The organism is Amycolatopsis sp. NPDC102522 (assembly GCF_055584485.1).
This window is the reverse complement of record NZ_JBVJLY010000030.1, coordinates 56,304-79,037: the sequence shown is the minus strand read 5'-3', so window position 1 is coordinate 79,037 and position 22,734 is coordinate 56,304. Positions and strand designations below refer to the sequence as shown.

The following is a 22,734-nucleotide window of genomic DNA, read 5'->3' as shown; positions in this document are numbered from 1 at the left end:
TCGAGTGGATCCCCCATGCGGTTCGGCAACGCCGTTCGCCCAGGTAGCGGATTCGGCGTTTCGGCGGTCAGCATAGATCGGCTGCCCTAGAGTGTGTGGCTGTGTTGACAAAATGGGGGACGGCGGTCGTGGCCGTCGCGGCGAGCTCGGCCTTGATGGCGCCGCCGTCGGAGACGAACGTTCCGGAGGCGCCCGAAGCGGGCCCTTCGCTGACGAACGCGCCGCAACTGCCGAAGCCGCCGCCGCTCGGCGCGCGCGGCCAGCTCGGGCTGCTGCAGCCGCCGAGCGGTTCGGCCGCGAACGTCGCGGTGAAGGTGGAACGCGACGGTTCGGTGTCGATCACCGAGCAGGTGACCGTCCCGGGTGGACAGCACCTGGTGCGCCGGATCCCGTTGAAGGTTCCCGCCGGTGAAGAACAGGACCGCGTCTACGGGGTCCGTGACGTCTCGGTCGAGGGCGCGGGCAAGGCCGAGTCGAACGGCGAGCAGCTGGTCGCCACGTTCGACGGCGGCGCGTCCACCCTCAAGTACAAAGTGGACGGCGCGGTCGCGGACGTCAACGGCGCGCAGCAGGTACGCTGGCAGGTCGCGAGCGGCTGGGACGGCGAGCTGACCCGGGTTTCGGCCTCGTTCAGCGCGCCGACGCGCGAAATGCCCACAGTGGACTGTTTCGCCGGACCGCTCGGTTCGGACAGGCAGTGTTCGCTCGCGGAGACCGACCACAGCGGCGTCGTCCGCATCGAGCAGGACAAGCTCGCGGCCGGCGAGCGGGTCGACCTCGCCGTCGGACTCCCGGCGGGCACAGTGCCCGCGAACGCGCGGTTCGAGCAGATCGCCTCGGTCGGCGGCGCGTTCGCCCTCACCACTCTCGCCGGGATCGGGTTCGGGGTACTGGCGCTGTTCCTGATCCTCGGCGCGCTCGCCATCGCGCTGCTGCGCCGTCGCGACAAGGGCGCGCTCACCGCGGGCACCGGTCCTGTCGACGTCCTCATGCGCGAAGGCGATCGGGTCTCCTTCGCCTCGCCCGACGGCGTCCTGCCCGGCCAGGTCGGCACGGTCATCGACGAGACCGTCGACGTCGTGGACGTCAGCGGCACGGTGGTCGACCTCGCGGTCCGCAACTACCTGTGGATCGCCGAGGTCCGGGGCACCGGCACGGTCGACTGGCAGCTCGCCCGCCGTAACGCGCCGGACGAGCACCTCGTCGCCTTCGAGCGCGAGATCTACACAGCGATCCTCCCCGAGGGCACCGATTCCGTGCTGCTTTCGGAACTCCGCGGCCGTGGCACCGTCGATCTCCGCGTCGCCGGCGAGGCGATGTACGCGGACGTGGTCCGCAAGGGCTGGTTCTCCCGCCGCCCGGACAAGGGCAAGAGCAAGCTCACGTGGGCGGGTGTCGGCCTGGTCGTGCTCGGCCTCGTGGGCACCGCTGTCCTGACGTTCACCGCCGGGCACGCACTGCTCGGCGTCGCTGTCGCGCTCGCCGGGGTCGCCGTACTGCTGGGTGCTTCGTGGGTGCCGCCGAAGACCTCGCGCGGCAGGCGCCTGGTCGGCCAGGTGCGCGGGCTGCTCGAATACCTGCACACCGTCAAGGTCGACGCCATTCCGTTGGCGGACCGGGAGATGGTGTTCTCCAGGTCGCTGCCGTACGCCATCGTGCTCGGCGACACCGAACACTGGCTGCGGACCTTCGAGGGGCTCGACCCGTCGGCGGACGGCTCGGCCGGGCTGTACTGGTTCGGCGGTCTCGAAGGCGATCGGGATCTGCGCCGGTTCGCCGCGCACCTGCCGTCCTTCCTGTCCGCTTTGGACGGTCTGCTCGCCGAATCCGGTCACCTGCGCTCGATCCGCCCGGAACCGGTGCCCGCCTGACGTGAAGATCTGGGTAGTGGTCGGTCTTCTGCTCGTGCTGGGCGCGGCACCGGCGCGGGCGCAGGGCGAACCGCAGCTCCCCTCGTTGCCGAACAGCGCGGAGATCTCGCTCAAGGTGGAACGCGACGGCGCCCTCTCGGTCGTCGAGGCGGTGTCCGTCCCGAGCGAGGCGACGATGACCCGCCGGATCCCGCTCCGCACGGCGGCCCCGCGCGACCGCGACCGGATCATCGGCATCCGTGACGTCGTCATCGAAGGCGCGGGGAGCTCCGAGCTGACCGACGACGAGTTCACCGTCAAGCTCAAGGGCGGCACCTCGATCGTCCGGTACACAGTGGACGGTGTCGTCACCGAAGCCGACGGTCTGACTCGGGTCGGCTGGCAGCTCGCGGGCGGTTGGGACAGCCGTCTCGAACTCGTGCGGGCGAGCTTCGCCGCGCCGTCGATCCCGAACGCGGTCACCTGCTACGCCGGTCCCGAGGGCTCGCGCGCGCACTGCGGGACGGCCCAGATCGCGCATTCCGGGCTGACCCGGTTCAGCCAGCAGAACCTCGCGGCCGGGCAGCGGATGGAGATCTCGGTCGAGCTGCCCGGCGGCACGGTCCCGGCGAACGCGCGGCTGGAGCCGTCGAAGACCCTCGGTGGCGCGTTCGTGCTCACCGCCCCCGTCGGCTGGGCCTGGGGCGGCTTCGCGCTCGCGCTGATCGCGGCCGCCGTGGCGCTGGCTCTGCTGCGAAGGCGGGACAAGCACCCTGGCGACGCGCTCCCGGTCCGGCTGCTCAGCGGGAAGGACGACAAGGCCGCGTTCGCGTCACCCGACGGCGTGCTGCCGGGACAGGCCGGGACCGTCCTCTCGGGTCGCGCCGACGCCGTCGATCTCGCCGCGACGGTCGTCGACCTCGCGGTCCGGAACTACCTGTGGGTGAGCGAGGAGCCCGGCGAACTGACCGGCTGGCGGCTCGTCCGCCGCAACCCGCCGGACGAGCAGCTGACCGCTTTCGAACGGGCGGTGTTCGACGTCCTGCTGCCGGACGAGCGGGAGTCGGTGCTGCTGTCGGAGATCCAGGCCGAGCGAATCGGGATCGACGCGGTGCGGGACGCGCTGGCCGACAGCGTGGTCGAACGCCGCTGGTACTCGCGGCTGCCCGGCAAACTCACGCGCGTCGGCCTGCGGATCTGCTTCTACGGTTTGTTCCTCACCGTCTTGCTCGCGTTGACGGTCGGCTTTGCCCAGCTCGGCCTGATCGTCATCGCCGCCGGTGCCGTACTCGCCGTCGCCGCCCGGTGGCTGCCGGTGCGCACAGGTGCCGGGGTCACGCTGCACCGGCGGCTGCTCGGCGTCCGTGACGCGCTGCTGGCGACCAAGGCCTCGGCCGTCCCGAAGCTCGAACGCGAGGTGCTTCTTTCGCGGGCGCTGCCCTACGCGCTCGCTCTCGGCGAACAAGAACAGTGGCTCGCCGGATTCGCCGCGCTCAAGGGCAGACCCAAGATCTACTGGTACGGCAAGGAAACCGCCGAAGAGGTGGAGTTCGCGCGGGTGAGCGACTTCACCGCCGCACTAGTGGGAACCTTCGCCGCGACCCGCCAGGGCCGTCGCCTGGAGGCCTGACTAGCCCGTAGGGTGGTGCGCATGGCCGATCCCGAGCTTGTCCGATTCACCCTCGACAACGGTCTGCGCGTGGTGCTCGCGCCCGACGCGACCGCTCCGGTGGTGGGTGTCAGCGTCCACTATGACGTGGGCTTCCGTTCCGAGCCCGAAGGGCGCACCGGTTTCGCGCACCTCTTCGAGCATTTGATGTTCCAGGGGAGCGAGAGCCTGGAAAAGCTCGCGCACTTCCGGTACGTCCAGTCGAGTGGCGGCAGCTTCAACGGGTCCACTCATCCGGACTACACGGACTACTTCGAGGTCCTCCCCGCCGCGGCTCTCGAGCGCGCCCTGTTCCTCGAAGCGGACAGGATGCGGGCGCCGAAGCTGACGCAGGAGAACCTGGCCAACCAGATCGACGTGGTCAAGGAGGAGATCCGCCTCAACGTGCTGAACCGGCCGTACGGCGGATTCCCGTGGATCACCCTCCCGCCGGTGCTGTATTCCACGTTCCCCAACGCGCACAACGGATACGGCGGTTTCGAGGACCTCGAACAGGCCACCCTCGACGACTGCGCGGCCTTCTTCGACACCTACTACGCGCCCGCGAACGCGGTGCTGACCGTCGCCGGTGACTTCACCGTCGAGGAAGCCCGCGAGCTGATCGAGAAGCACTTCGGCGACGTGCCGCACCGGCCCGCGCCCGAGCGTCCCTCGTTCGCCGAGCCGGCCCCGGAGGGGGAGCTGCGCGGCGAGCAGATCGACCCGCACGCCCCGCTGCCCGCGATCGGCGTCGGCTACCGCATGCCGGATCCGGTCAACGACCTCGACGGCTACCTGGCGAACCTCGTGCTCGCCGGCGTGCTGACCGACGGCGACGGCTCCCGGCTGCAGCAGCGCATGGTGCACCGCGAGCCGCTGGTCGTCGACATCGGCGCGGGCGCCGGGCTGTTCGGCCCGTTCGAGGCGCGCGACCCGGACACGTTCACCATCACCGCGATCCACCCGCACGAGGTGAGCACCGACCAGGTCCTCGCCGCGCTGGACGAGGAACTGGAGAAGCTGGCGGCCACGCCGCCGGAGGACCAGGAACTCAAGAAGGTCACCGCGCGCTGGGCCGCGAGCCTGCACTCCGAGCACGACAAGCTGGTGTCCCGCACGCTGGCCCTCGGCTCGTTCGAGCTGCTGTACGGCGACGCGTCGCTGGTGTACCGGCTCGCCGAGAAGATGTCGGCGGTCACCGGGGAAGCTGTCTCGGCGGCGGCGAAGGCGCTGCGGCCGGACTCGCGCGCCGTGCTCGTCGTCCGCCCCGGCAGCGCCGAATCCGAGCAGGAAGGTACCGAGCAGTGAGCGCACCGCACCGCACCGCTGAAGAGATCGGCCGCACGGCCGCCGGGCCGCGTCCGGTCCCGTCGCTGGGGACGCAGCGCGCCGCCGCCGAGCTGTCCCATGTGGACACCACGCTGAGCAACGGGCTGCGCGTGCTCGCCGTCCGCAAGGCCACCGTGCCGCTGGTCGAGCTGCGGATGTGGATCCCGTTCGCCGGTGACGACAAGCTGCACCCGGCGACGGCCGAAGTGCTGGCCGAGACCCTGCTGACAGGCACGGCCCGCCGCGACCGCATCGAGATCGACGCGGATCTGGCCCTGATCGGTGGTGACCTGGGGTCCGGCGTCGACCCGGAGCGGCTGTCCATCTCCGGTACTTCGCTCGCCGACGGCCTGCCGACGATGCTCGACGTCCTCGCCGACGCGCTCACGGGCGCGTCCTACGCGGACGCCGAGGTGGAGCGGGAACGCGAGCGGCTCATCGAGCGGATCGCCGTCTCCCGCACGCAGCCGCGGACGATCGCCCGCGAGGCACTGCAGAAGCACCGTTACGGCGACCACCCCGCGGTCCGCGAGGTCCCGCAGGCCGAGGACGTCGCCGTCGTGACGCCGGAGCAGGTGCGCGCGCTGCACCAGGCTTCGGTGCTGCCGCGGGGATCCGTGCTGGTGCTCGTCGGCGACATCGACCCGCAGACCGTCATCGGCGACCTGGAGAAGGCGCTCGGCGGCTGGGCTTCGGACCGCTCCGCCGTCCGGCTGCCCGCGCTGCCCGACCTCACCGGCGGCAACATCCTGCTGGTGCCGCGGGCCGGTGCCGTGCAGTCGCAGATCCGGCTGTCCGCGCAGACCGTGTCGCGCACGGACCCGAGGTACGCCGCGCTGCAGCTGGCGAACCTCGCGTACGGCGGGTACTTCTCGTCGCGGCTCGTCGAGAACATCCGTGAGGACAAGGGTTACACCTACAGCGCGCACTCCGGGTTCGAGTTCACCGACCAGACCGCCGTGGTGAACGTCGACGCGGACACCGCGACCGACGCGACCGCGGCCGCGCTGATGGAGACGCGCTACGAGCTGGCCAGGCTCGGTCTCGTGCCGCCGACCGCCGACGAGGTCGAGTCGGTGCGGCAGTACGCGATCGGTTCGCTGGTCACGTCGGCGTCGTCGCAGGGTGGCCTCGCCGCGCAGCTGGCCGCGCTCGCCGCGACCGGCCTGGGCGCCGAATGGCTCGCCGAGCACCCGGCCCGGCTCGCCGCTGTCACTGACGAGGACGTGGCGAACGCCGCGCTGGAGTTCTTCGCGCCCAAGCGGTTCACCGGGGTCGTCGTCGGCGACGCCGACGTCCTCGCGCCGAAGCTGAAGGCGCTGGGCGACGTGACCGTCGGGGAGCCTGCTTGATGGAGACGCCGTTCGGGTTGGGGGCGCTCCCGACGCTTTCGCGCTCCATGGCGGACCGTCAGGAATCCTTGCGCACCAACCCGGACAGGCTCGCCACGCGCTGGCCCGACGCCCGGGTCGTGCTGCTCGACGAGCACGCGCGCACCCCCGTGGTGGAGGGTTCCGGCACGCTCGCGACCCGCAAGACGCAGGACTTCGGCACCGAGCCGCCCGCCGACGCGGTCTTCCTCGGGGAGTGGCGGGGCACCGACTACTGGTCGCTGCCCGGCCGCCCCGCCGGGGAGACCGAGACCGTCGCAATGGCGGGCAGCTGGGGCGTCGTCGAAGAGGTCCCGCGGCACGAAGGCGAGATCTGGGTCGACCTGCGCGGCTACGGTGACCTGCTCGACGACGCGTCGGCAGGGCTGTTCACCACCGCGCAGGCGCTGCGGAACTGGCGGCTGCAGGCGACGTTCTGCACGCGCTGCGGGAGCCCGACCGAGCTGGTCCAGCTGGGCTGGGCGAGCAAGTGCACCGGCTGCGGCCGGGAGGAGTACCCGCGCACCGACCCGGCGGTGATCTGCCTCGTGCACGACGACGCCGGTGTCAACGGCGAGCACGTCCTGCTGGCGCGGCAGCCGATCTGGCCGCCGGACCGGTACTCGATCCTCGCCGGTTTCGTCGAGGCGGGGGAGTCGCTCGAAGGCTGTGTCGAGCGGGAGATCCGCGAAGAGGTCGGTGTCGACGTGCGCGACGTGCGCTACCTCGGCAGCCAGCCGTGGCCGTTCCCGCGGTCGATCATGCTCGGCTTCACCGCGCGGGCCGACATCTCCGCCACGCTCGTGCCCGCGGAGGGCGAGATCGAAGAGGCGTTCTGGGTTTCGCGCGCGGAGGTGCGGGCGGCGTTCGCGAACAGCCAGCTGCGGAACGCGGGCGCCGTGCCGACCCCGATCGCCGGTGGCACCCGGCAGCTGGTGCTGCCGGGGAACTCGTCCATCGCGCGCGTGATGCTGGCGGCCTGGGCCGGCGTTTAGTCGACTAATTGCGCAGACCGAAGGCGTGACTCGCGTGATCAGAGGCGGAACTCGCGTGCTTGAACGCCGATCTCGCGTGATCAGAGGCGGAACTCGCGTGTGCGGTGTCTGATCACGCGAGTTCCGCCCCTGATCACGCGTGTGCGGCGTCTGATCACGCGAGATCGCCACAAGGTTGGTGATTTGCCCGCGAAGCCGTGGCCTGTCCGATATTCTCCGGTCGTCCGATTTCGGGACTTTCGCATCGAAAAACTGGGGAAAACATGAAGAACACCTTGCGGCGGTTCGCCGTCGCCGGAGTCGCTGTCGCGGCCTTCGTTTCGATCAGCGCCGCGACCGCGGGAGCGGCGCAGGCCTCGGACTACGAGTACTTCGGTTCGTACACCGAAGAGGACTGCGGAATCACCGGCCACCATGGCCAGATCGCCGGGGACTGGGACGGGTGGATGTGCTACCCCTCGCCCTCGATCCCCTGGGTGTACGACCTGTACGTGCAGCCCAACTTCTGATCCATCGACGCATAGCCGAAGGGCCGCTCAGGAACTCCTGAGCGGCCCTTTGTCGTCAGATACACCCTCCGCACCGGTACGCATACCCGCTGTGCGGAACACCCAAGCGTTACCTCCCTGTTTCCCAGCGCCGTTGACGGCTGTGGTTCGGCTCACTACAGTCCCCGGAAACCGTCTGTAAAGTTTCCTAACGAAGTCGGGAGCGAGTCCAAGTGCGAGCCGGCAGTCCGCGAATGCTGCGCGAGATCAACGATCGCGCGGCCATCGAGGTCCTCCTCCAGGAGGGGCCGATGACGCGTTCCGAGCTCGAAGTCGCGATCGGCCTGTCGAAGCCCGCGACGGCGCAGCTGCTCACCCGCCTCGAACAGGACGACGTCGTCACCAAGGCGGGCGTCCGCGGCGGGGGCCGCGGCCCGAGGGCGCAGCTCTGGGAGGTCAACGGCGGCGTCGCCTACGTCGCGGCCGTGGATCTGACGCCGCACCTGGCCGACTTCGTCGTCTCCGACGTCACCGGCGCGGTGCTCGCCGAGTACCAGGTCCCGCTGCCGGTCCACGAGGGCGCGGACGTCGTCGGCACTTTCGGCGCGGCCCTCACCCACGTCGCGAACGAAGCCGGGCTCGCCGCCACCGATCTCCGCCACGTCGTCATCGGCGCGCAGGGCGCCTTCGACCCGCGCACCGGGCTGCTCTCCTCGGCGCCGCACATCCCCGGCTGGCTCGGCTTCGACGTGCCGCGCAGGCTCAGCCTCGAACTCGGCGTCGAGGTCACCATCGAGAACGACGTCAACCTCGTCGCGATCGTCGAAATGACCGTCGGCCAGGCCGTCGGGCTCGACGACTTCGTGATGATCTGGCTCAGCGACGGCGTCGGCGGCGCGGTGGTGGTCGGCCGCAGGTTGCTGCGCGGCGCGACCGGCGGTGGCGGCGAGATCGACTGGATGCGCGTGCCGGACCCGGCTTCGGTCGCCGGTCAAAGAGAAAAGCCGCGCGAGGGAGACCGCTTCGGTGACCTCGTCGCGTCGCCCGCCGTCGTCGGACTGGCCGCCGCGCACGGCATCGAGGCCGAGACCGGCGCGGACGCCGTCGCCAAGGCCCGCGAAACCGGGAACGGCCCCTTCCTCGACGACCTCGCCCGCCGCGTCGCGGGTGGAGCGGCCAACCTGATCGCGGTCGTCGACCCCGAACTCGTGCTTCTTTCCGGTGACACCAGCCGGGCCGGTGGCGACGAATTCGCCGCCCTGGTCGCGAAAAGGCTGCACGAGCTGGTCCTGCCCCGCACCCCGGTCGGGGTCGCGTCGGTGCAGGGCAACGCGGTGCGCGAGGGAGCGCTTCAGTCCGCCCTCGCCACCGTCCGCAGAGACGTCTTCGGCGTCAACACCCCTTCGCTCCTCGGGCCCGGGCGGTCCGGGGCGGGAGAGCCCCATCCGATCGTGGCGATCCCGGATTCACGAACAGAACCACCGTCTCCCGCCCCAACCAACTAGGAGGAGGGTCATGAGTTCCACGACCCAGGTTCGGAGAAGTGGCCGCCGTTGGCGCGGCTCGATAGTGCTCGGCGCGGTCACCGTCGCCGCGCTGGTGTCCGCTTGTTCGGGTGCCGCAAGCGGCCCGAAGGATGGGGCGGGTGACGCGGCGGCGGCCCCCGCCGCGGACGCGAAGCTCACGCTGACCGTCTACAGCAAGTTCACCGACCGCGAGTACAACGTGGTCACCGCCGGGCTGAACAAGCTCAAGGCGAAGTTCCCGAACATCGAGATCAAGCACGAAGGCCAGCAGGACGACGACAAGATCACCCAGTCCATCCGCGGTGGCAACCCGCCGGACGTGGCGATCTCGTTCTTCACCGACAACCTCGGCGCCTGGTGTTCCACGGGCAGTTTCCAGGATCTCAAGCCCTACATCGAGCGCGACAAGATCGACCTCGGCCAGATCCCGGACGCTGTCCGCAGCTATACCGAATACCAGGGCAAGCGTTGCGCGATGCCGCTGCTCGCCGACGTCTACGGCTTCTACTACAACAAGGACATGTTCGCGGCGAAGGGCATCACCTCGCCGCCGAAGACGACCTCGGAACTGTTCGAGGCCACCAAGAAGCTGACCGAGTTCAACCCGGACGGCTCGATCAAGGTCGCCGGCTTCCTGCCGTCGATGCCGTTCTACGCCAACTACGCGCAGTACTGGGCCCCGAACTTCGGCGCCACCTACCTCGGCCCGGACGGGCAGTCGCACCTGGCCGACAGCCCCGAGTGGAAGGCGATGTTCGACTTCCAGAAGCAGCTTGTCGACTTCTACGGCGGCCACGCCAAGGTCGAGCAGTTCAAGGCCGGTCTCGGCGAGGAGTACTCGGCGGACCACGGTTTCCAGCGCGGCAAGCTCGCGATGATGATCGACGGCGAATACCGCACCGCGTTCATCAAGGACCAGGCGCCGGAACTGAAGTTCGCCACCGCGGCCCCGCCGGTGCTCGACAGCAAGCCGGACCGCTACGGCGGCGCGTTCACCACGGGCACGATCATCGCGATCCCCAAGGGTGCCAAGAACCCCGGTGCCGCTTGGGAACTGATCAAGCAGGTCACCCTCGACACCGACACCTTGGTCGGCCTGTCGAACGGGCTCAAGAACGTGCCGAGCACCAAGGCCGCGCTGACCGACCCGAAGCTCGAGGTCACGCCGGAGTTCAAGACGTTCCTCGATCTGTACAACGGCGGGAAGCTGCTGCCGAACCCCTCGACCCCGATCGGCGACGCGCACCTCAAGGCCGTCAACGACTTCGCGGAGAAGTGGCAGGCGGGCAACATCCCGGACATGGTCGCGGGTCTCAAGCAGGTCGACGCTCAGGTCAACGACGAGCTGGCCCAGAAACGCGCCGGCGGCTGATCGCATGACATCGACCCTGGATTCCAGGGCGGTCGCTTCCCCTTCCGCGTCCACCCGGACGCGGAAGGGGAACGCAGCGCGCCGCCGTCGCACCGTCTTCTACTTCATCGCACCGGCGATGCTCGGGTTCCTGATCTTCTTCGGCTACCCGCTGATCGCCACGCTGTACTACTCGTTCACCCGCTACGACCTGATCAACGCGCCGGAGTTCGTCGGCTTCGACAACTACATCCGGATGTTCACCAGCGAGCCGCTGGTCGGCACCGCCGCGTACAACACGCTGTGGCTGGTGATCGTCCTGACGTTCTGCCGCGTGGTGTTCGCCCTCGGCACGGCGTCGATCATCTCCCGGCTCAAGTCGGGCGTCGGCCTGGTCCGGACGCTCTGCTACCTGCCTTCGCTGGCCCCGCCCGCCGCGGCGACGCTGGCGTTCGTGTTCCTGTTCAACCCGGAATACGGCCCGGTCAACGCGTTCCTGCGGTCGGTCGGCATCGACGGCGGGCTGTGGTTCAACGACCCGGCGATGTCGAAGCCCGCGCTGACCCTGCTGGTGATGTGGGGTTCGGGCGAGCTGATGATCATCATCCTGGCGGCGCTGCTCGACGTGCCGCAGGAACAGTACGAAGCCGCTCAGCTCGACGGCGCGGGCCCGGTCCGCCGGTTCTGGCACGTCACACTCCCGTCGATCTCGCCGGTGCTGCTGTTCGGTGTCGTCAACTCGATGATCTTCGCGTTGCAGTTCTTCACGCAGGCGATCGTCGCGGGGTCGGCGGCCGCGGGCGCGGCCGACGTCGCGGGTAACACGAGATTCATCGGCGCACCACAGAACTCGACGCTGACCTACCCGGTTTGGCTGTACGTCCAGGGTTTCCGGTACTTCAACATGGGTTACGCGGCGGCGATGGCCGTCCTGCTGTTCATCGTTTCGGCCGGGTTCACGTGGATTCTCGTTCGGCAGCTTCGCAAGTCCCAGCATCAGGAGGAGGGCGGATGACCACACTGGCCGAGCCCCGGCACACCGCCCCGGCGTCCGAACCGCCGAAGGTGCGGATGCGCCGCCAATGGGACAAGAAGCTGTACTGGATCGCGACGCACAGCCTGGGCATCGCGATGGGCGTGATCTTCATGCTGCCCATCCTGTTCGTGTTCCTCACCGCGGTGATGTCCAGCGACCAGGCGCTTTCGTCCAATTTCTGGCCGAAGGAATGGCACTTCGAGAACTTCATCGAGGTGTTCGAAAAGGCGCCGCTGTTGCAGTACTTCGGCAACAGCATGCTGTATTCGACGCTGGCCACGTTCGGGGCGCTCGTTTCGGCGATCCCGGCGGCGTACGCGCTTTCGAAGCTGAAGTTCCGCGGGCAGAACTTGTTCTTCATGCTGACCGTGGCCGCGATGATGCTGCCGCCACAGGTCACCGTCGTGCCGCTGTACGACCTGTGGGTGCGGCTCGGGTTCACCGGGACGCTGATCCCGCTGATCGTGCCGTACTTCTTCTTCGACGCGTTCTCGATCTTCCTGCTGCGGCAGTTCTTCCTCACCATTCCGAAGGACTACCTCGAAGCGGCGAAGATCGACGGCTGCAACGAGTTCCAGGCGATGGTCAAGGTGCTGATCCCGATGGCGAAGCCGGGGATCGCGGCCACCGCGATGTTCTGTTTCCTGTTCACCTGGAACGACTATTTCGGTCCGCTGCTCTACACCGGTGAGACCCGCGACAGCTGGCCGCTTTCGCTGGCTATCGCGTCGTTCCGCGGCATGCACCACGTGGAATGGAACCTCACCATGGCGGCCACCGCGCTGATCATGCTGCCGGTGATCGTGCTGTTCGTGTTCGCGCAGAAGTCCTTCGTCAAGGGCGTCACATTCACAGGGGTCAAGGGATGAAACTGGCAGTCGTCGGTGGCGGTTCCACTTACACACCCGAGCTGATCGACGGGATCGCCGGGCGGCGGTCCACTTTGGACGTCGACGAGATCGTGCTGATCGATCCGGACGCCTACCGGGTGGAGGCGGTCGGGGACTTCAGCAACCGGTTGCTGAACCATGCCGGGCATCCGGCGCGGGTCCGCACCACCGCCAACCTCGAAGAGGGTGTCGAGGGCGCGGCGGCGGTGCTGATCCAGTTGCGGGTCGGCGGGCAGCGCGCGCGGCGCGGGGACGAGACGTTCCCGCACGCCTGCGGCTGTGTCGGACAGGAGACCACGGGCGCGGGCGGCCTCGCGAAGGCGCTGCGCACCGTGCCGGTGGTGCTCGACATCGCCGACAGGGTCCGGAAAGCCGCCGGTGACGACACCTGGATCGTCAACTTCACCAACCCGGTCGGCATCGTCACCCGCGCACTGCTGAACGAGGGCCACCGCGCCGTCGGGCTGTGCAACGTCGCGATCCACCTCCAGCGCACGTTCGCGCATCTGCTCGGGGCCGGCATCGACGACGTCAAACTCGTCCACACCGGACTGAACCACCTGAGCTGGGAGCGGCAGGTGCTCGTCAACGGCGTGGACCGGCTGCCGGAACTGCTCGGGGAGCACGCGGAGTTCATCGGCGAGCACGTCACCGCGCCGGTCGAGTGGATGCGGCGGATGAACGTCGTGCCGTCGTACTACCTGAAGTACTACTACGGGCACGACGAGCAGGTCACCAAGCAGCGCACCGAGCGGCCGCGCGCGGACGTCGTCAGCGACGTCGAGGAGGAACTGCTCAAGGTGTACCTCGACCCGGAGGTGGTGACCAAACCGGAGCAGCTGGAAAAGCGGGGCGGTGCCTACTATTCCGAGGCCGCTGTGCAGCTCGTGCACGCGCTCACCTCGGGCGGGCCCGCGGAGGAGCACGTCGTCAACGTCCGCAACGAAGGAACTTTCGACTTCCTGCCGGACGACGCCGTCATCGAGGTTCCGTCCCTTGTGGACGGTAATGGTCCCCGTCCGATCCCGCAGGCGCCGGTCGAGCAGCGGTTCGCCGGGCTCATCGCCGGGGTGACCGCATACGAGCACCTCGCGCTGGAGGCGGCGATCAAGGGCGGCCGGGACCGGGTGGCCGACGCGCTGCTCGCGCATCCGCTGGTCGGGCAGTACACCAAGGCCGATCAGCTCGCCGACACCCTCGTGCAGATCAACCGTGAGTTCCTGCCGTGGGCGGGGGCATGACGGCCGGCTCACCAGACGTCGTCGTCGCTATCGACGGCGGCAACAGCAAGACCGACGTCCTGATCGTCTCCCGGGACGGACGGGTGCTCGGGCAGTCGCGGGGGCCGGGCGCGTCCCCGCAGAACATCGGGGTCGAAGCCAGCGTCCGCCTGCTGGAAGAACTGGTCTTGGAAGCCCTTCGCGGGGCAGGGCTTCCCGACGAACGGCCGTTCGCGGCACATACGTCGGCCTACCTCGCGGGACTGGATTTCCCGCAGGAGGAAGCGATCCTGCACGCGGCGCTGGCCGCCCGCGGCTGGAGCGACTCGCTGATCGTCGGCAACGACACGCTCGCGCTGCTGCGCGCGGGCAGTTCCGACGGGACGGGGGTGGCGGTGGTGTGCGGCGCCGGGATCAACGGTGCCGGCGTCAGCGCCGACGGTCGTGAGCAGCGGTTTCCGGCGCTGGGCAAGATCTCCGGCGACTGGGGCGGCGGCTACCGGCTGGGCGAGGAGGCGCTGTGGTGGGCCGTCCGCGCCGAGGACGGCCGGGGCCCCGGCACGGCCCTACAGGCGGCGGTCGCCGCGCACTTCAAGGCGTCTTCGGTGCTGGAAGTGGTGCAGCGACTGCACTTCGAGGAGCTGCACACCGATGTGATCCACGGCCTGTGCCCGCTGCTGTTCGCCGTCGCGGCGGGCGGTGACGAGGTGGCGCAGGACGTGGTCGACCGGTTCGTCGACGAGGTCGCCGTACTGGTCGCGGTCATCCTGCGGCGGCTCGAACTGACCGGGGAAGCGCCCGAAGTCATCCTCGGCGGGGGAGTGCTGACCGGGGTCGGCGCGCCGGTGATCGCGGAGATCGAGCGGCGGTGCCTGAAGGTGGCTCCGCGTGCTTCGGTGCAGGTCGTCGACGTCGCCCCTGTGGTCGGCGCGGCGTTGTTCGCGCTGGACACGATCGGTGCGGCTGACACCGCGAAGGTCTCTCTCAAGGCCGCGACCAAGCGGGTCTGAACGGCGCGGCGTGTGTCATGAAAGGGTCGTTCAGGACAAAAAACGTCCTGAACGACCCTTTCATGACACTTCCGGGACCTGTCGGCTCAGGAAGCGGCCGGGACGAGCGGCGTGTCCGTCTCCAGCAGCGACTTGAGGTCCGAGAGGATCCAGTTCCAGCCGCCACCGGCGTTCTGGCCCGGTCCGGCGTTGATGTCCTCCTGCGAGCCGTTGACCAGCGCGGCCGTCGTCGGCGCGTCGGTGACGTCGTGGGTGACGGTCAGCCGGGTGCCCGCGGACTTCGTCTCTTCGATCTCGTACGTGAGCTTGGTGTACGGCTCCTTGTCGAAGGACGGGTCCATCAGCAGCTTCCAGGTCATGACCAGCTTGCGCGGCGGATCGACCTCCAGGACCTCGCCGTCGACGAGGTCGGTCGTGAAACCGGCGTCGATGAAGTCCTTCGTCGGGTGGGTGGCGTGCTTGCCGCCCACCCGCAGGTCGTAGTCGACGAGGCCGGTGTAGCCGTATTTCCGCGACCACTCGGGCTTCGTGATCGCGTCCCAGATCTTCTCCGGGGTGGCCTTGATGTAGACGCGGTAGACCTGGGTGTCGGTCATGACGGCTCCTCGTGTTCGGGGGTTTCGAGTTCGGCTTTGAGGTCGAGCAAAGCGGTCACTTTGCGCTCGGTGAACTTGTCGATCCACCGGTCGTGGATCTGCCGGATCGGAACCGGGTTGAGGAAATGCCGCTTTTCCCGGCCCTCCTTGCGCGTGACGACAAGTCCGGCTTCTTCCAGCAGTTTCAAGTGCTTCATCACGCCGAACCGGCTCATGTCCACTTCGGACTCGAGTTCGGTCAGCGTGCGGCCGTCACGCGCGAACAGCTGGTCGAGCAGGAACCGGCGGGTCGGATCCGCCAGGGCCTTGAAAACCAGGTCGTCGTCGGGCACGAAGGAAGAATAGGTGACCAAAAGGTCACATGTCAACCGGTGACTTCACGCGCTCGGAGAGCGCTACAGGAGGGCGCCCAGCGGCAGGATCAGCGCGATCGCGGTCACGGAGATGATCGTCTCCATGACCGACCAGCTCTTCAGCGTCTGTCCGACCGAAAGCCCGAAGTACTCCTTGACCAGCCAGAAGCCGGCGTCGTTGACGTGCGAGAAGAACAGCGAACCGGCGCCGATCGCCAGTACCAGCAGCGCGCTGTGCGACGGGTCCATGGTCGCCGCGAGCGGTGCCACGATGCCCGCGGCGGACACGGTCGCGACAGTCGCGGAGCCGGTGGCGAGCCGGATCGCGACCGCGACCAGCCAGCCGAGCAGCAGCGGCGAGAGGTTCGCGCCGGTGGCCAGGCCGGTGATGACGTTGCCGACCCCGGCGTCGACGAGGGTCTGCTTGAATCCACCGCCCGCGCCGACGATGAGCAGGATGCCGGCGATCGGCGGGAGCGAATCGGCCACGGTGGACGAAAGCTTGTCCCGGGTGAAGCCCGCGGACCTGCCCAGGGTGACCATGCCGAGCAGGACAGCGGCGAGCAGCGCCACCAGCGGGTCGCCGATGAAGTCGAGCACCCGGCGGACGTGGTTTTCCTTGTCCAGCAGGATGTCCGCGAGCGCCTTGCCCATCATCAGCACGACAGGCAGCAAGACCGTCGAGAGTGTCGCGAGGAAGCCGGGGCGGCGACCTTCTTCGGACGAGGACTCGGGGACGAGCCGTTCCGGCGCGACGGCGTCGGGGACCATCTTCGCGGCCAGCCTGCCGAACAGCGGTCCGGCGATGATCACCGTCGGGATCGCGACGAGCAGGCCGAAGGCCAGGGTGAGGCCGATGTTCGCGTTCAGCGCGCCCGCGGCGGCGAGCGGGCCGGGGTGCGGCGGGACGAGGCCGTGCAGTACCGAAAGCCCGGCGAGCGCGGGGATTCCCAGCATCAGCAACGGTTTCCCGGTGCGCTTGGCGACCAGCAGGATCACCGGGATCAGCATGACCAGGCCGATCTCGAAGAACATCGGCAGCCCGATCAGCGCGGCGACCAGCGCCATCGCCCACGGGAGCGTGCGGTTGCCCGCGCGGCGCAGGATGGTGTCGACGATCTGGTCCGCGCCGCCGGAATCGGCGAGCAGTTTGCCGAGCATCGCGCCGAGCGCGATCAGCACGCCGACCGAGGCGACGGTGGAGCCGACACCGGAACTGAAGCTCTTGATCAGCTTGTCCACCGGCATGCCGCCGACGAGCCCGAGCACGCCGGAGCCGAGGATGAGGGCCAGGAACGGATGCTGCTTCGCCTTGGTGATCAGCACGACGATCACGGCGATGGCGAGCACCGTCGCGCCGATGAGGCGGGTGTCGTGTCCGGTCCAGGCGGCGGCGAGAGTGGTGGTCATCAGCGGTCCTTGAAGGCGGAAAGGGTGGTTTCGACGATCTCGTCCGGTGTCTTGGAGATGTCGGCGACGAGGCCGAATTCGTCCGGTCGCAACGGTTCGAGGTCGGCGAGTTGGGAGTCCAAAAGGGACACCGGCATGAAGTGTCCGGAGCGCGTCTTCATCCGGCTCGCGAGCAGGTCGCGGTCGCCGTGCAGGTGCAGGAACCAGACGTCGCCGCCGCCGCGCAGGACGTCGCGGTACCGGTACTTGAGCGCGGAGGAGGTGACGACGCCGCCCGAGTCCTGGTGGTCGCGGATCCAGCCGGCGATGGCTTCGAGCCACGGCTGCCGGTCGTCGTCGTTCAACGGATGGCCGGAGCTCATCTTGTCGATGTTGGCCTTCGGATGGAACGTGTCCGCTTCGGCGTATTCGACGCCGAGACGTTCGGCCAGTTCCGTACCGACGGTCGTCTTGCCCGAGCCGGAAACACCCATCACCACGATGACGGTCATCCGTACCTCCCACGTCGCTGTAGCCCGACGAGTACAGCTCAAAAGTACTACTTAAGCAACATCAAGTACTACTTAATCGAGTCAGAACGTTAAGGTCGCCTGGTGGGCAACGACAGGCATGCCGAAATGCTCGACGCGCTCGGCTCCGCGATCGCGAACGGGGAGATTCCGCCGGGTGCGGTGCTGCGCTCCGACGAGCTCCAGGAGCGGTTCGGCGCGTCGCGCACGGTGGCGCGCGAGGTCGTGCGCGTACTGGAGACGATGTGCCTGACCAGCAGCAAACGCCGCGTCGGGATGACCGTGCGCGAGCCGCGTGACTGGAACCATTACGACCCGAGACTGCTCCGCTGGCAACTCGACGGATCCGAGCGGAAGACCGCGCTGCGCACGCTGACCGAGTTGCGCTCCGGCGTCGAACCGTGCGCGGCCCGGTTCGCGGCGCTGCGGGCGACGCCGGAAGAAGGCGGGCGTCTCCGGGCTGTGGCGAAGCGACTGGAGGAGACGGCGCACCGGCGGGACCTCGTGACCTTCCTGGAGCACGACGTCGCTTTCCACGAACTGCTGCTGACCGCGTCGCGGAATCCGATGTTCGCGCAGCTTTCGGCTGTCGTCGCCGAGGTGCTCGCCGGGCGCACCGGGCACGGGCTGATGCCGGAGGAACCCCAGCCCGAGGCCGTCGCGCTGCACGTCGAGGTCGCGGCCGCCATCGACGCCGGTGACGCTGACCGGGCCGAACGCGCGATGCGGGACATCGTCATCCAGGCGCGTGACGAGATGGCCGTCCTTCTGGACGGATGATCTTCGAGTAATCTCTGCAGGTCTTCGAGGGATACTGCATGCAGGGGGCGACGGTGAGCGCGGCGCGCGCGATCGGCTTGGTGTTGGGGGTGGCCGCGGACGGGGCGATCGGGGATCCCCGGTCACGGCGTCCGGTGACGGCGTTCGCCAGGGCGGCTTCGACGGTGGACGCGAAGGTCCGCTCGAAGCATCCGGCGGCCGGAGTGCTGTGGACCGGTGGCCTCGCGGGCTCCGCCGTGCTGGCGGGCGTGCTCGCCGAGCGCGCCGGACGGCGCAGCCCCGTCTTGCAGGCGACCACGACCGCGGTGACCACCTGGGCCGTCCTCGGCGCCGCCGGACTGGCCGCGCACGGCACCTCGCTGGCGCGGGATCTCGAAGAAGGCGAACTCGAGACCGCGCGCGGCACACTGTCCACACTGGACCCCCGCGTCGCCGACGGCCTCGGCGTCATCGGCCTTTCGCGCGCTTCGGTGGAGACGCTCGCCGAGAACACCGCGGACGTCGTCATCGCGCCCTTGGTGTGGGGAGCGCTGGCCGGGGTGCCCGGCCTGCTCGGCTCGCGCGCGATCAGCCTGCTGCGCGGCCTCGGCAGGGGACGCCCCGAGCGGTACCGCTGGTTCGTCGCCAGGGTGGACGAAATCGTCCATCTCGTGCCCACGCGGGTCGCGGCCGGGCTGACCGTGCTCGCGGCACCGGTCGTCGGCGGCTCGGCGGGCGGCGCGTGGCGGGCGTGGCGGCGGGACACGGTCGCGCACCCGAGCCCGAACGCGGGCCGCGTCGAGGCCGCTTTCGCCGGGGCGCTGGAGATCCGGGTCGGCGGGCGGACGGTGTACCCGCACGGGGTCGAGGAACTGCCGGTGCTCGGCATCGGCCGCAACCCGGACGCCGGGCACGTGACGCGGGCCGTGGAGCTTTCGCGGGTGGTCGGGTGGCTGGGCGCGATCAGCTCGGTGGTGCTGGCGGGTCTCGTCGGCCTTTGGCGACGACGGCGCTGACCTTCCTTTTCGCTTCCGCTCTCGTGAGTGGCTAGGACGGTTCTAACCTTCTTTGCCGCTCACGAGGCTTTTCGGCCCAGCACGGTTCGGCACTCTGGGTGCCTGGAGTACGTGAAGGACTCCTTCATTGCGCCTAGCGCAATGAAGGAGTCCTTCACGTACTTGGGGAAGGGGCGAAGGGGGCCTTCACGGACAGGCCTGCCGTCGGGGCCGCGCCTCGATGTGGGTCAGGGAGCAAGGGACCTTTGGTATCGCCTGACCCCCTGACCTGCGAAAAGAGAGCAAGGGACCTTTGGTATCGCTCCCGGCGCGCCAGCTGCGCCCGCGCCGAGTCGTCTCCCGGGCCACCGCGCCGCTCCAGCTCGGCGTCGATCCGCGAGCGGTCGGCGGGCTGCTTGTTCCCGCCGTACTTGAACTTCGCCCGCACCCCGGTCACGGTCAGCTCGACGCCGCGGATGCCGGGGAACAGCCGCTTGTCCGGCGCCTCGGTGGAGCTCACCGCGACCCGGTCGCCGGCCGGTTCGAAGTGCGCGAGCTGCCGGTCCAGGAGCGCGGCCTTCTCCACGGCGTCGTCGACCAGCCGCACGTCGCATTCGAGCTGGACGGAGGCGTAGTACGACGTCGGGACGCCGCGCGGAGGGTCGGCAGGGGTGTTCCAGTCGGATCGGATGTAGGTGTGGTCGTCGGTCACCGCGAGCAGCGCGCGCGGGTGTTCCTCCAGCAGCGGCCAGACCGGGTTGGGGCGCGCGAGGTGCAGCAGGACCGTCCGGTCGCCGTCGTAGACGAAGTGCACCGGGTTGACGACAGGCAGGTCGCGGCCCGCGCCGCCGGCGATCAGCTGACCGAAGTCGTGCGCCGAGAGCCAGGCCCGCCATTCGGCGTCGTCGTGGGCGGCATCCCACGGATGAATCAGCATGGGCGAAGTATGAGCCCGCGAAATGGACCTATGAAAGGGCCATTTTCGGGTCAGATCACGTGGCCACTTCGGAGCGTTCGTCCTCGGCCAGCATCTCCGCGACACTCTTGCGCCGCTGCGGCCGTGTCGTGGTCAGCGCGCCGCCCGGCTTCAGCTCCCGGACGGTGAAGTACAGCCAGCCCATCAACGCCATCGCCCCGAACGCGATCCACTGGAGCGCGTAGGAGAAGAACGGCCCCGCGTCGGTCTGCGGCAGCGGCAGCGCGCCGAGCACGCCGGGCTGTTCCACGTCGAGCTGGAAGTAGCCCGGCCGGATGTCCAGCTTCGCGGCCCGCGCGACGACCTGGGAATCGACGACGTAGCTCTGCAGCTTCCCGCCTGTCGACTCGTCGGCGAAGGCGTCGCGGTTCTTGCCGTCCCGCTCGTCGTGACGTGCCCGCGTGACGACGTCGACGATCCCGGCAGGAGGCGCGGCGTAGGGGAGCGCGCGCGATTTGTCGTCGAGGCGGACGTACCCGCGGTCCACCAGCACGACCGTGCCTTCGACGGTCCGGAACGGCGTCAGCACCTCGAAGGCCGCTTCGCCCTGTACGGAGCGAAGACGGGCCACGACCTCGCCCTCGGGCAGGTACGTGCCCTTCATCGCGACCAGGTGCCATTCGGTGCGCTGGTCAGGAGCGGCTCCACCGGGAAGCAACTGGTCCAGCGACCGCGGCTGCCCGGAGAACGACTCCCGCAGCGCCGCGTTCTGGTGTTCACGCTCGTTGTCGCGGGAGAACTGCCACGGCGCCAGCAAGGTGAAGCAGCACACGGCGAAGGTGAACACCACCAACGTCAAAGCCAGCCACCCGGGCTTCAGCAGGAACTTCAACCGCACCCCACCACGGTAAGCGGTCCGCCTCAGGCGTGTGCGCGCACCCAGCCGAGCAGACCCGGAACGGCCCGCTCGACCATGCCGAGGACGTCCTCGAAACCGTCGTCCTCGCCGTAGTACGGGTCCGGGACCTCGGCGCCTTCGGGCGCGGACGGATCGAACTCGCGCAGCAGGCGGACCTTCGCCGGGTCCGAAACCTTGCGCCGGAGGAACGACAGGTGGCTGTCGTCCGCCGCGAGCAGCAGGTCGGCGGCCAGATGCCCGCGGTCGACCTCGGCCGCGACGTGACCGGTCGGGTAACCGTGTTCGGCCAGCTTCGCGCGGGCCCGCTTGTCGGCGGCCTCACCGACGTGCCAGCCGCCGGTGCCCGCGCTGGACGCCTGCACGAGGTGGTCGAGACCGGCTTCTTCGACCTTCGCGCGGAAGACGAGTTCGGCCATCGGGGAGCGGCAGATGTTGCCGGAACAGACGAAGACGATGTGCAGCACCCGATCAGTGTGAAGGCCGGGGGAGATCGACCGCTCACCGGCTCCGAACGGCTACCGGGCGCGCGAAGCTGGAAAGCCGGGACGAAGCGGGAGTAGACCTCCTGCAGAGAAACACGCAGGAAGGTCGCGTATGAGCGCACCACTACCCATCGTCGAGTCCCCGGCAACCGGGCTCCGCTGGTATCGCATCACCGTGAAGCATCCGCACCCCTACGAGGTCGGGCGGATCCTCTCGGAGCACCACTTCGTCCAGGCGAGATCGCCGAAAGAGGCGATGACCAGGATGCCGTTGCACCTCCGGACGAGCGCGTCCGTCGCGCCGTATGAGGTCGTCCACCCCGACGTCACCGATCACTCGACGAAGGCCTACCGGGCGATGCTGTGGACGGGCCGCGTCATGCGCGCGGCCGGCCGCTGGGCGGTCAACAAGGACGCGAAGGCGCTGGACTGACGCGAGGGCGACAGCAAAGGTCCCCCGCTCTCTTTCCGCAGTTCAGAGGCCCAGGCGATAGCAAAGGTCCCTTGCTCCCGCCCGAGGTCAGGGGGGCGTGCAGGCCGACCGCACCGCTTCCCCGAGCGCCACCGAGTGCAGCCGGTCCAGCCCGCGCCGCGCGTCGACCAGCCGCACCGTGACCGCGAGCCGTACGTCGCAGGACCGGCGCGCTCGCGCGTCCCGGGTCGCGGCGAGTTCGGTGAGCAGTCCCGCGTTGAGCCGGTCGATCACCGGCCGGACCTCGGTCGCCAGGTCGGGCCGTCCGGGCGGCCGCGTGCCGGGGTGTTCGGTCCACCGCGCGTACAGGCCGCGCTGCACGACCTTGTTCGCCTCGATCTGGTCGCGGAAGAACCGCACCACGCCGTCCGCGTCGAGGCCGAGGCCGGGCGCCTTCGCCGCCACCGAGTCGAGGATCTGCTGTTCACGCACCGGGTCGTCGATCGGCGACGGCGTGCCGAACTTCGCGGCCGCGACCTTGTCGGCGATCTGCACGCGCCGGGCGGCCAGATCGGTCAGCTTCCAGAAACCCGCCGACGCCGACGCCGGCGCAGGCACCGCCAGCAGTCCGGCCACGAGCAGCGCGCAGAGCACCCGAAGTCGCATGCCC

22 protein-coding genes and 1 pseudogene are annotated in these 22,734 nt (G+C 69.2%); 15 read left to right on the top strand and 8 right to left on the bottom strand.

The window, feature by feature from the left end:
• Positions 1-101: 101 nt before the first annotated feature.
• The 12 genes from ACZ6YV_RS40360 to ACZ6YV_RS40305 all read left to right on the top strand — a co-directional run bounded on the left by ACZ6YV_RS40360 (position 102) and on the right by ACZ6YV_RS40305 (position 14,713).
• Positions 102-1,871, top strand: a complete 1,770-nt coding sequence (locus ACZ6YV_RS40360) for a DUF2207 family protein (protein ID WP_465514696.1) — start codon at positions 102-104, stop codon at positions 1,869-1,871.
• A 1-nt stretch (position 1,872) separates the two neighbouring features.
• On the top strand, positions 1,873-3,480 hold the full coding sequence (locus tag ACZ6YV_RS40355; RefSeq protein ID WP_465514662.1) for a DUF2207 family protein: 1,608 nt from the start codon (positions 1,873-1,875) through the stop codon (positions 3,478-3,480).
• Positions 3,481-3,501: 21 nt separating this feature from the next.
• On the top strand, positions 3,502-4,806 hold the full coding sequence (locus ACZ6YV_RS40350) for a M16 family metallopeptidase (protein ID WP_465514661.1): 1,305 nt from the start codon (positions 3,502-3,504) through the stop codon (positions 4,804-4,806).
• Positions 4,803-6,179 (top strand): M16 family metallopeptidase, encoded by a 1,377-nt coding sequence (locus tag ACZ6YV_RS40345; RefSeq protein ID WP_465514660.1) that lies wholly within the window; start codon positions 4,803-4,805, stop codon positions 6,177-6,179. The genes ACZ6YV_RS40350 and ACZ6YV_RS40345 overlap by 4 nt, the downstream gene beginning before the upstream one ends.
• On the top strand, positions 6,179-7,192 hold the full coding sequence (gene nudC, locus ACZ6YV_RS40340) for an NAD(+) diphosphatase (protein ID WP_465514659.1): 1,014 nt from the start codon (positions 6,179-6,181) through the stop codon (positions 7,190-7,192). Before ACZ6YV_RS40345 ends, nudC begins: the two co-directional genes overlap by 1 nt.
• Before the next feature lie 263 nt (positions 7,193-7,455).
• Positions 7,456-7,701, top strand: coding sequence for a hypothetical protein (locus ACZ6YV_RS40335; RefSeq protein WP_465514658.1), 246 nt, complete (start codon positions 7,456-7,458; stop codon positions 7,699-7,701).
• Positions 7,702-7,934: 233 nt separating this feature from the next.
• Positions 7,935-9,185 (top strand): ROK family transcriptional regulator, encoded by a 1,251-nt coding sequence (locus ACZ6YV_RS40330; RefSeq protein ID WP_465514695.1) that lies wholly within the window; start codon positions 7,935-7,937, stop codon positions 9,183-9,185.
• A 10-nt stretch (positions 9,186-9,195) separates the two neighbouring features.
• Positions 9,196-10,578 carry an extracellular solute-binding protein gene (locus ACZ6YV_RS40325; protein ID WP_465514657.1) on the top strand — a complete coding sequence of 461 codons (1,383 nt, stop codon included), beginning with the start codon at positions 9,196-9,198 and terminating at the stop codon, positions 10,576-10,578.
• 4 nt (positions 10,579-10,582) lie between these two features.
• Positions 10,583-11,572: a carbohydrate ABC transporter permease gene (locus ACZ6YV_RS40320; protein WP_465514656.1), complete on the top strand. Its 990-nt coding sequence runs from the start codon at positions 10,583-10,585 to the stop codon at positions 11,570-11,572.
• Entirely contained in the window at positions 11,569-12,462 is an 894-nt protein-coding gene (locus ACZ6YV_RS40315) for a carbohydrate ABC transporter permease (protein WP_465514655.1), read from the top strand. Before ACZ6YV_RS40320 ends, ACZ6YV_RS40315 begins: the two co-directional genes overlap by 4 nt.
• The gene (locus tag ACZ6YV_RS40310) at positions 12,459-13,724 is read left to right on the top strand and encodes a 6-phospho-beta-glucosidase (RefSeq protein WP_465514654.1); all 1,266 of its coding nucleotides are present in this window, start codon (positions 12,459-12,461) and stop codon (positions 13,722-13,724) included. Before ACZ6YV_RS40315 ends, ACZ6YV_RS40310 begins: the two co-directional genes overlap by 4 nt.
• Positions 13,709-14,713, top strand: coding sequence for an N-acetylglucosamine kinase (locus ACZ6YV_RS40305; protein ID WP_465514653.1), 1,005 nt, complete (start codon positions 13,709-13,711; stop codon positions 14,711-14,713). The genes ACZ6YV_RS40310 and ACZ6YV_RS40305 overlap by 16 nt, the downstream gene beginning before the upstream one ends.
• An 86-nt stretch (positions 14,714-14,799) precedes the next feature.
• On the opposite strand, the gene ACZ6YV_RS40300 is transcribed toward ACZ6YV_RS40305, so the two are convergent.
• The 4 genes from ACZ6YV_RS40300 to ACZ6YV_RS40285 all read right to left on the bottom strand — a co-directional run bounded on the left by ACZ6YV_RS40300 (position 14,800) and on the right by ACZ6YV_RS40285 (position 17,563).
• Positions 14,800-15,309 carry an SRPBCC family protein gene (locus ACZ6YV_RS40300; protein WP_465514652.1) on the bottom strand — a complete coding sequence of 170 codons (510 nt, stop codon included), beginning with the start codon at positions 15,307-15,309 and terminating at the stop codon, positions 14,800-14,802.
• Positions 15,306-15,641, bottom strand: a complete 336-nt coding sequence (locus ACZ6YV_RS40295) for an ArsR/SmtB family transcription factor (protein ID WP_465514651.1) — start codon at positions 15,639-15,641, stop codon at positions 15,306-15,308. Before ACZ6YV_RS40295 ends, ACZ6YV_RS40300 begins: the two co-directional genes overlap by 4 nt.
• A gap of 63 nt (positions 15,642-15,704) precedes the next feature.
• A complete protein-coding gene (locus ACZ6YV_RS40290) occupies positions 15,705-17,072 on the bottom strand; it encodes a GntT/GntP/DsdX family permease (protein WP_465514650.1) in 1,368 nt (455 codons plus the stop codon).
• On the bottom strand, positions 17,072-17,563 hold the full coding sequence (locus ACZ6YV_RS40285; RefSeq protein ID WP_465514649.1) for a gluconokinase: 492 nt from the start codon (positions 17,561-17,563) through the stop codon (positions 17,072-17,074). Before ACZ6YV_RS40285 ends, ACZ6YV_RS40290 begins: the two co-directional genes overlap by 1 nt.
• A gap of 126 nt (positions 17,564-17,689) precedes the next feature.
• On the opposite strand from ACZ6YV_RS40285, the gene ACZ6YV_RS40280 reads away from it, so the two are divergent.
• Together ACZ6YV_RS40280 and ACZ6YV_RS40275 are read left to right on the top strand one after the other, a co-directional pair.
• The gene (locus ACZ6YV_RS40280) at positions 17,690-18,361 is read left to right on the top strand and encodes a FadR/GntR family transcriptional regulator (protein ID WP_465514694.1); all 672 of its coding nucleotides are present in this window, start codon (positions 17,690-17,692) and stop codon (positions 18,359-18,361) included.
• A 38-nt stretch (positions 18,362-18,399) separates the two neighbouring features.
• Positions 18,400-19,356 (top strand): cobalamin biosynthesis protein CobD/CbiB, encoded by a 957-nt coding sequence (locus ACZ6YV_RS40275; protein ID WP_465514648.1) that lies wholly within the window; start codon positions 18,400-18,402, stop codon positions 19,354-19,356.
• 304 nt (positions 19,357-19,660) lie between these two features.
• Here the strand turns inward: ACZ6YV_RS40275 and ACZ6YV_RS40270 are convergent.
• From ACZ6YV_RS40270 to ACZ6YV_RS40260, 3 genes and pseudogenes are all read right to left on the bottom strand, one after another.
• A pseudogene (locus ACZ6YV_RS40270) lies at positions 19,661-20,272 on the bottom strand (FMN-binding negative transcriptional regulator); the annotation flags it as partial.
• 55 nt (positions 20,273-20,327) lie between these two features.
• The gene (locus ACZ6YV_RS40265; RefSeq protein ID WP_465514647.1) at positions 20,328-21,149 is read right to left on the bottom strand and encodes an SURF1 family cytochrome oxidase biogenesis protein; all 822 of its coding nucleotides are present in this window, start codon (positions 21,147-21,149) and stop codon (positions 20,328-20,330) included.
• A gap of 23 nt (positions 21,150-21,172) precedes the next feature.
• Entirely contained in the window at positions 21,173-21,634 is a 462-nt protein-coding gene (locus ACZ6YV_RS40260) for a low molecular weight protein-tyrosine-phosphatase (RefSeq protein ID WP_465514646.1), read from the bottom strand.
• A 130-nt stretch (positions 21,635-21,764) separates the two neighbouring features.
• Between ACZ6YV_RS40260 and ACZ6YV_RS40255 the strand changes: the two genes are divergently transcribed.
• Positions 21,765-22,085, top strand: coding sequence for a hypothetical protein (locus ACZ6YV_RS40255; protein ID WP_465514645.1), 321 nt, complete (start codon positions 21,765-21,767; stop codon positions 22,083-22,085).
• Between the two features lie 87 nt (positions 22,086-22,172).
• Here ACZ6YV_RS40255 and ACZ6YV_RS40250 read toward each other — a convergent pair whose 3' ends face one another.
• Positions 22,173-22,730: a chorismate mutase gene (locus ACZ6YV_RS40250; RefSeq protein WP_465514644.1), complete on the bottom strand. Its 558-nt coding sequence runs from the start codon at positions 22,728-22,730 to the stop codon at positions 22,173-22,175.
• Between the last annotated feature and the right edge of the window lie 4 nt (positions 22,731-22,734).

Excerpts from the sequence above, each read along its gene's own strand:
- ACZ6YV_RS40350 (WP_465514661.1), top strand. The coding sequence starts at position 3,502 with ATGGCCGATCCCGAGCTTGTCCGATTCACCCTCGACAACGGTCTGCGC.
- nudC (WP_465514659.1), top strand. The coding sequence starts at position 6,179 with ATGGAGACGCCGTTCGGGTTGGGGGCGCTCCCGACGCTTTCGCGCTCC.
- ACZ6YV_RS40335 (WP_465514658.1), top strand. The coding sequence starts at position 7,456 with ATGAAGAACACCTTGCGGCGGTTCGCCGTCGCCGGAGTCGCTGTCGCG.
- ACZ6YV_RS40330 (WP_465514695.1), top strand. The coding sequence starts at position 7,935 with ATGCTGCGCGAGATCAACGATCGCGCGGCCATCGAGGTCCTCCTCCAG.
- ACZ6YV_RS40325 (WP_465514657.1), top strand. The coding sequence starts at position 9,196 with ATGAGTTCCACGACCCAGGTTCGGAGAAGTGGCCGCCGTTGGCGCGGC.
- ACZ6YV_RS40320 (WP_465514656.1), top strand. The coding sequence starts at position 10,583 with ATGACATCGACCCTGGATTCCAGGGCGGTCGCTTCCCCTTCCGCGTCC.
- ACZ6YV_RS40315 (WP_465514655.1), top strand. The coding sequence starts at position 11,569 with ATGACCACACTGGCCGAGCCCCGGCACACCGCCCCGGCGTCCGAACCG.
- ACZ6YV_RS40310 (WP_465514654.1), top strand. The coding sequence starts at position 12,459 with ATGAAACTGGCAGTCGTCGGTGGCGGTTCCACTTACACACCCGAGCTG.
- ACZ6YV_RS40300 (WP_465514652.1), bottom strand. The coding sequence starts at position 15,309 with ATGACCGACACCCAGGTCTACCGCGTCTACATCAAGGCCACCCCGGAG.
- ACZ6YV_RS40290 (WP_465514650.1), bottom strand. The coding sequence starts at position 17,072 with ATGACCACCACTCTCGCCGCCGCCTGGACCGGACACGACACCCGCCTC.
- ACZ6YV_RS40285 (WP_465514649.1), bottom strand. The coding sequence starts at position 17,563 with ATGACCGTCATCGTGGTGATGGGTGTTTCCGGCTCGGGCAAGACGACC.
- ACZ6YV_RS40280 (WP_465514694.1), top strand. The coding sequence starts at position 17,690 with ATGCTCGACGCGCTCGGCTCCGCGATCGCGAACGGGGAGATTCCGCCG.
- ACZ6YV_RS40275 (WP_465514648.1), top strand. The coding sequence starts at position 18,400 with ATGCAGGGGGCGACGGTGAGCGCGGCGCGCGCGATCGGCTTGGTGTTG.
- ACZ6YV_RS40255 (WP_465514645.1), top strand. The coding sequence starts at position 21,765 with ATGAGCGCACCACTACCCATCGTCGAGTCCCCGGCAACCGGGCTCCGC.
- ACZ6YV_RS40250 (WP_465514644.1), bottom strand. The coding sequence starts at position 22,730 with ATGCGACTTCGGGTGCTCTGCGCGCTGCTCGTGGCCGGACTGCTGGCG.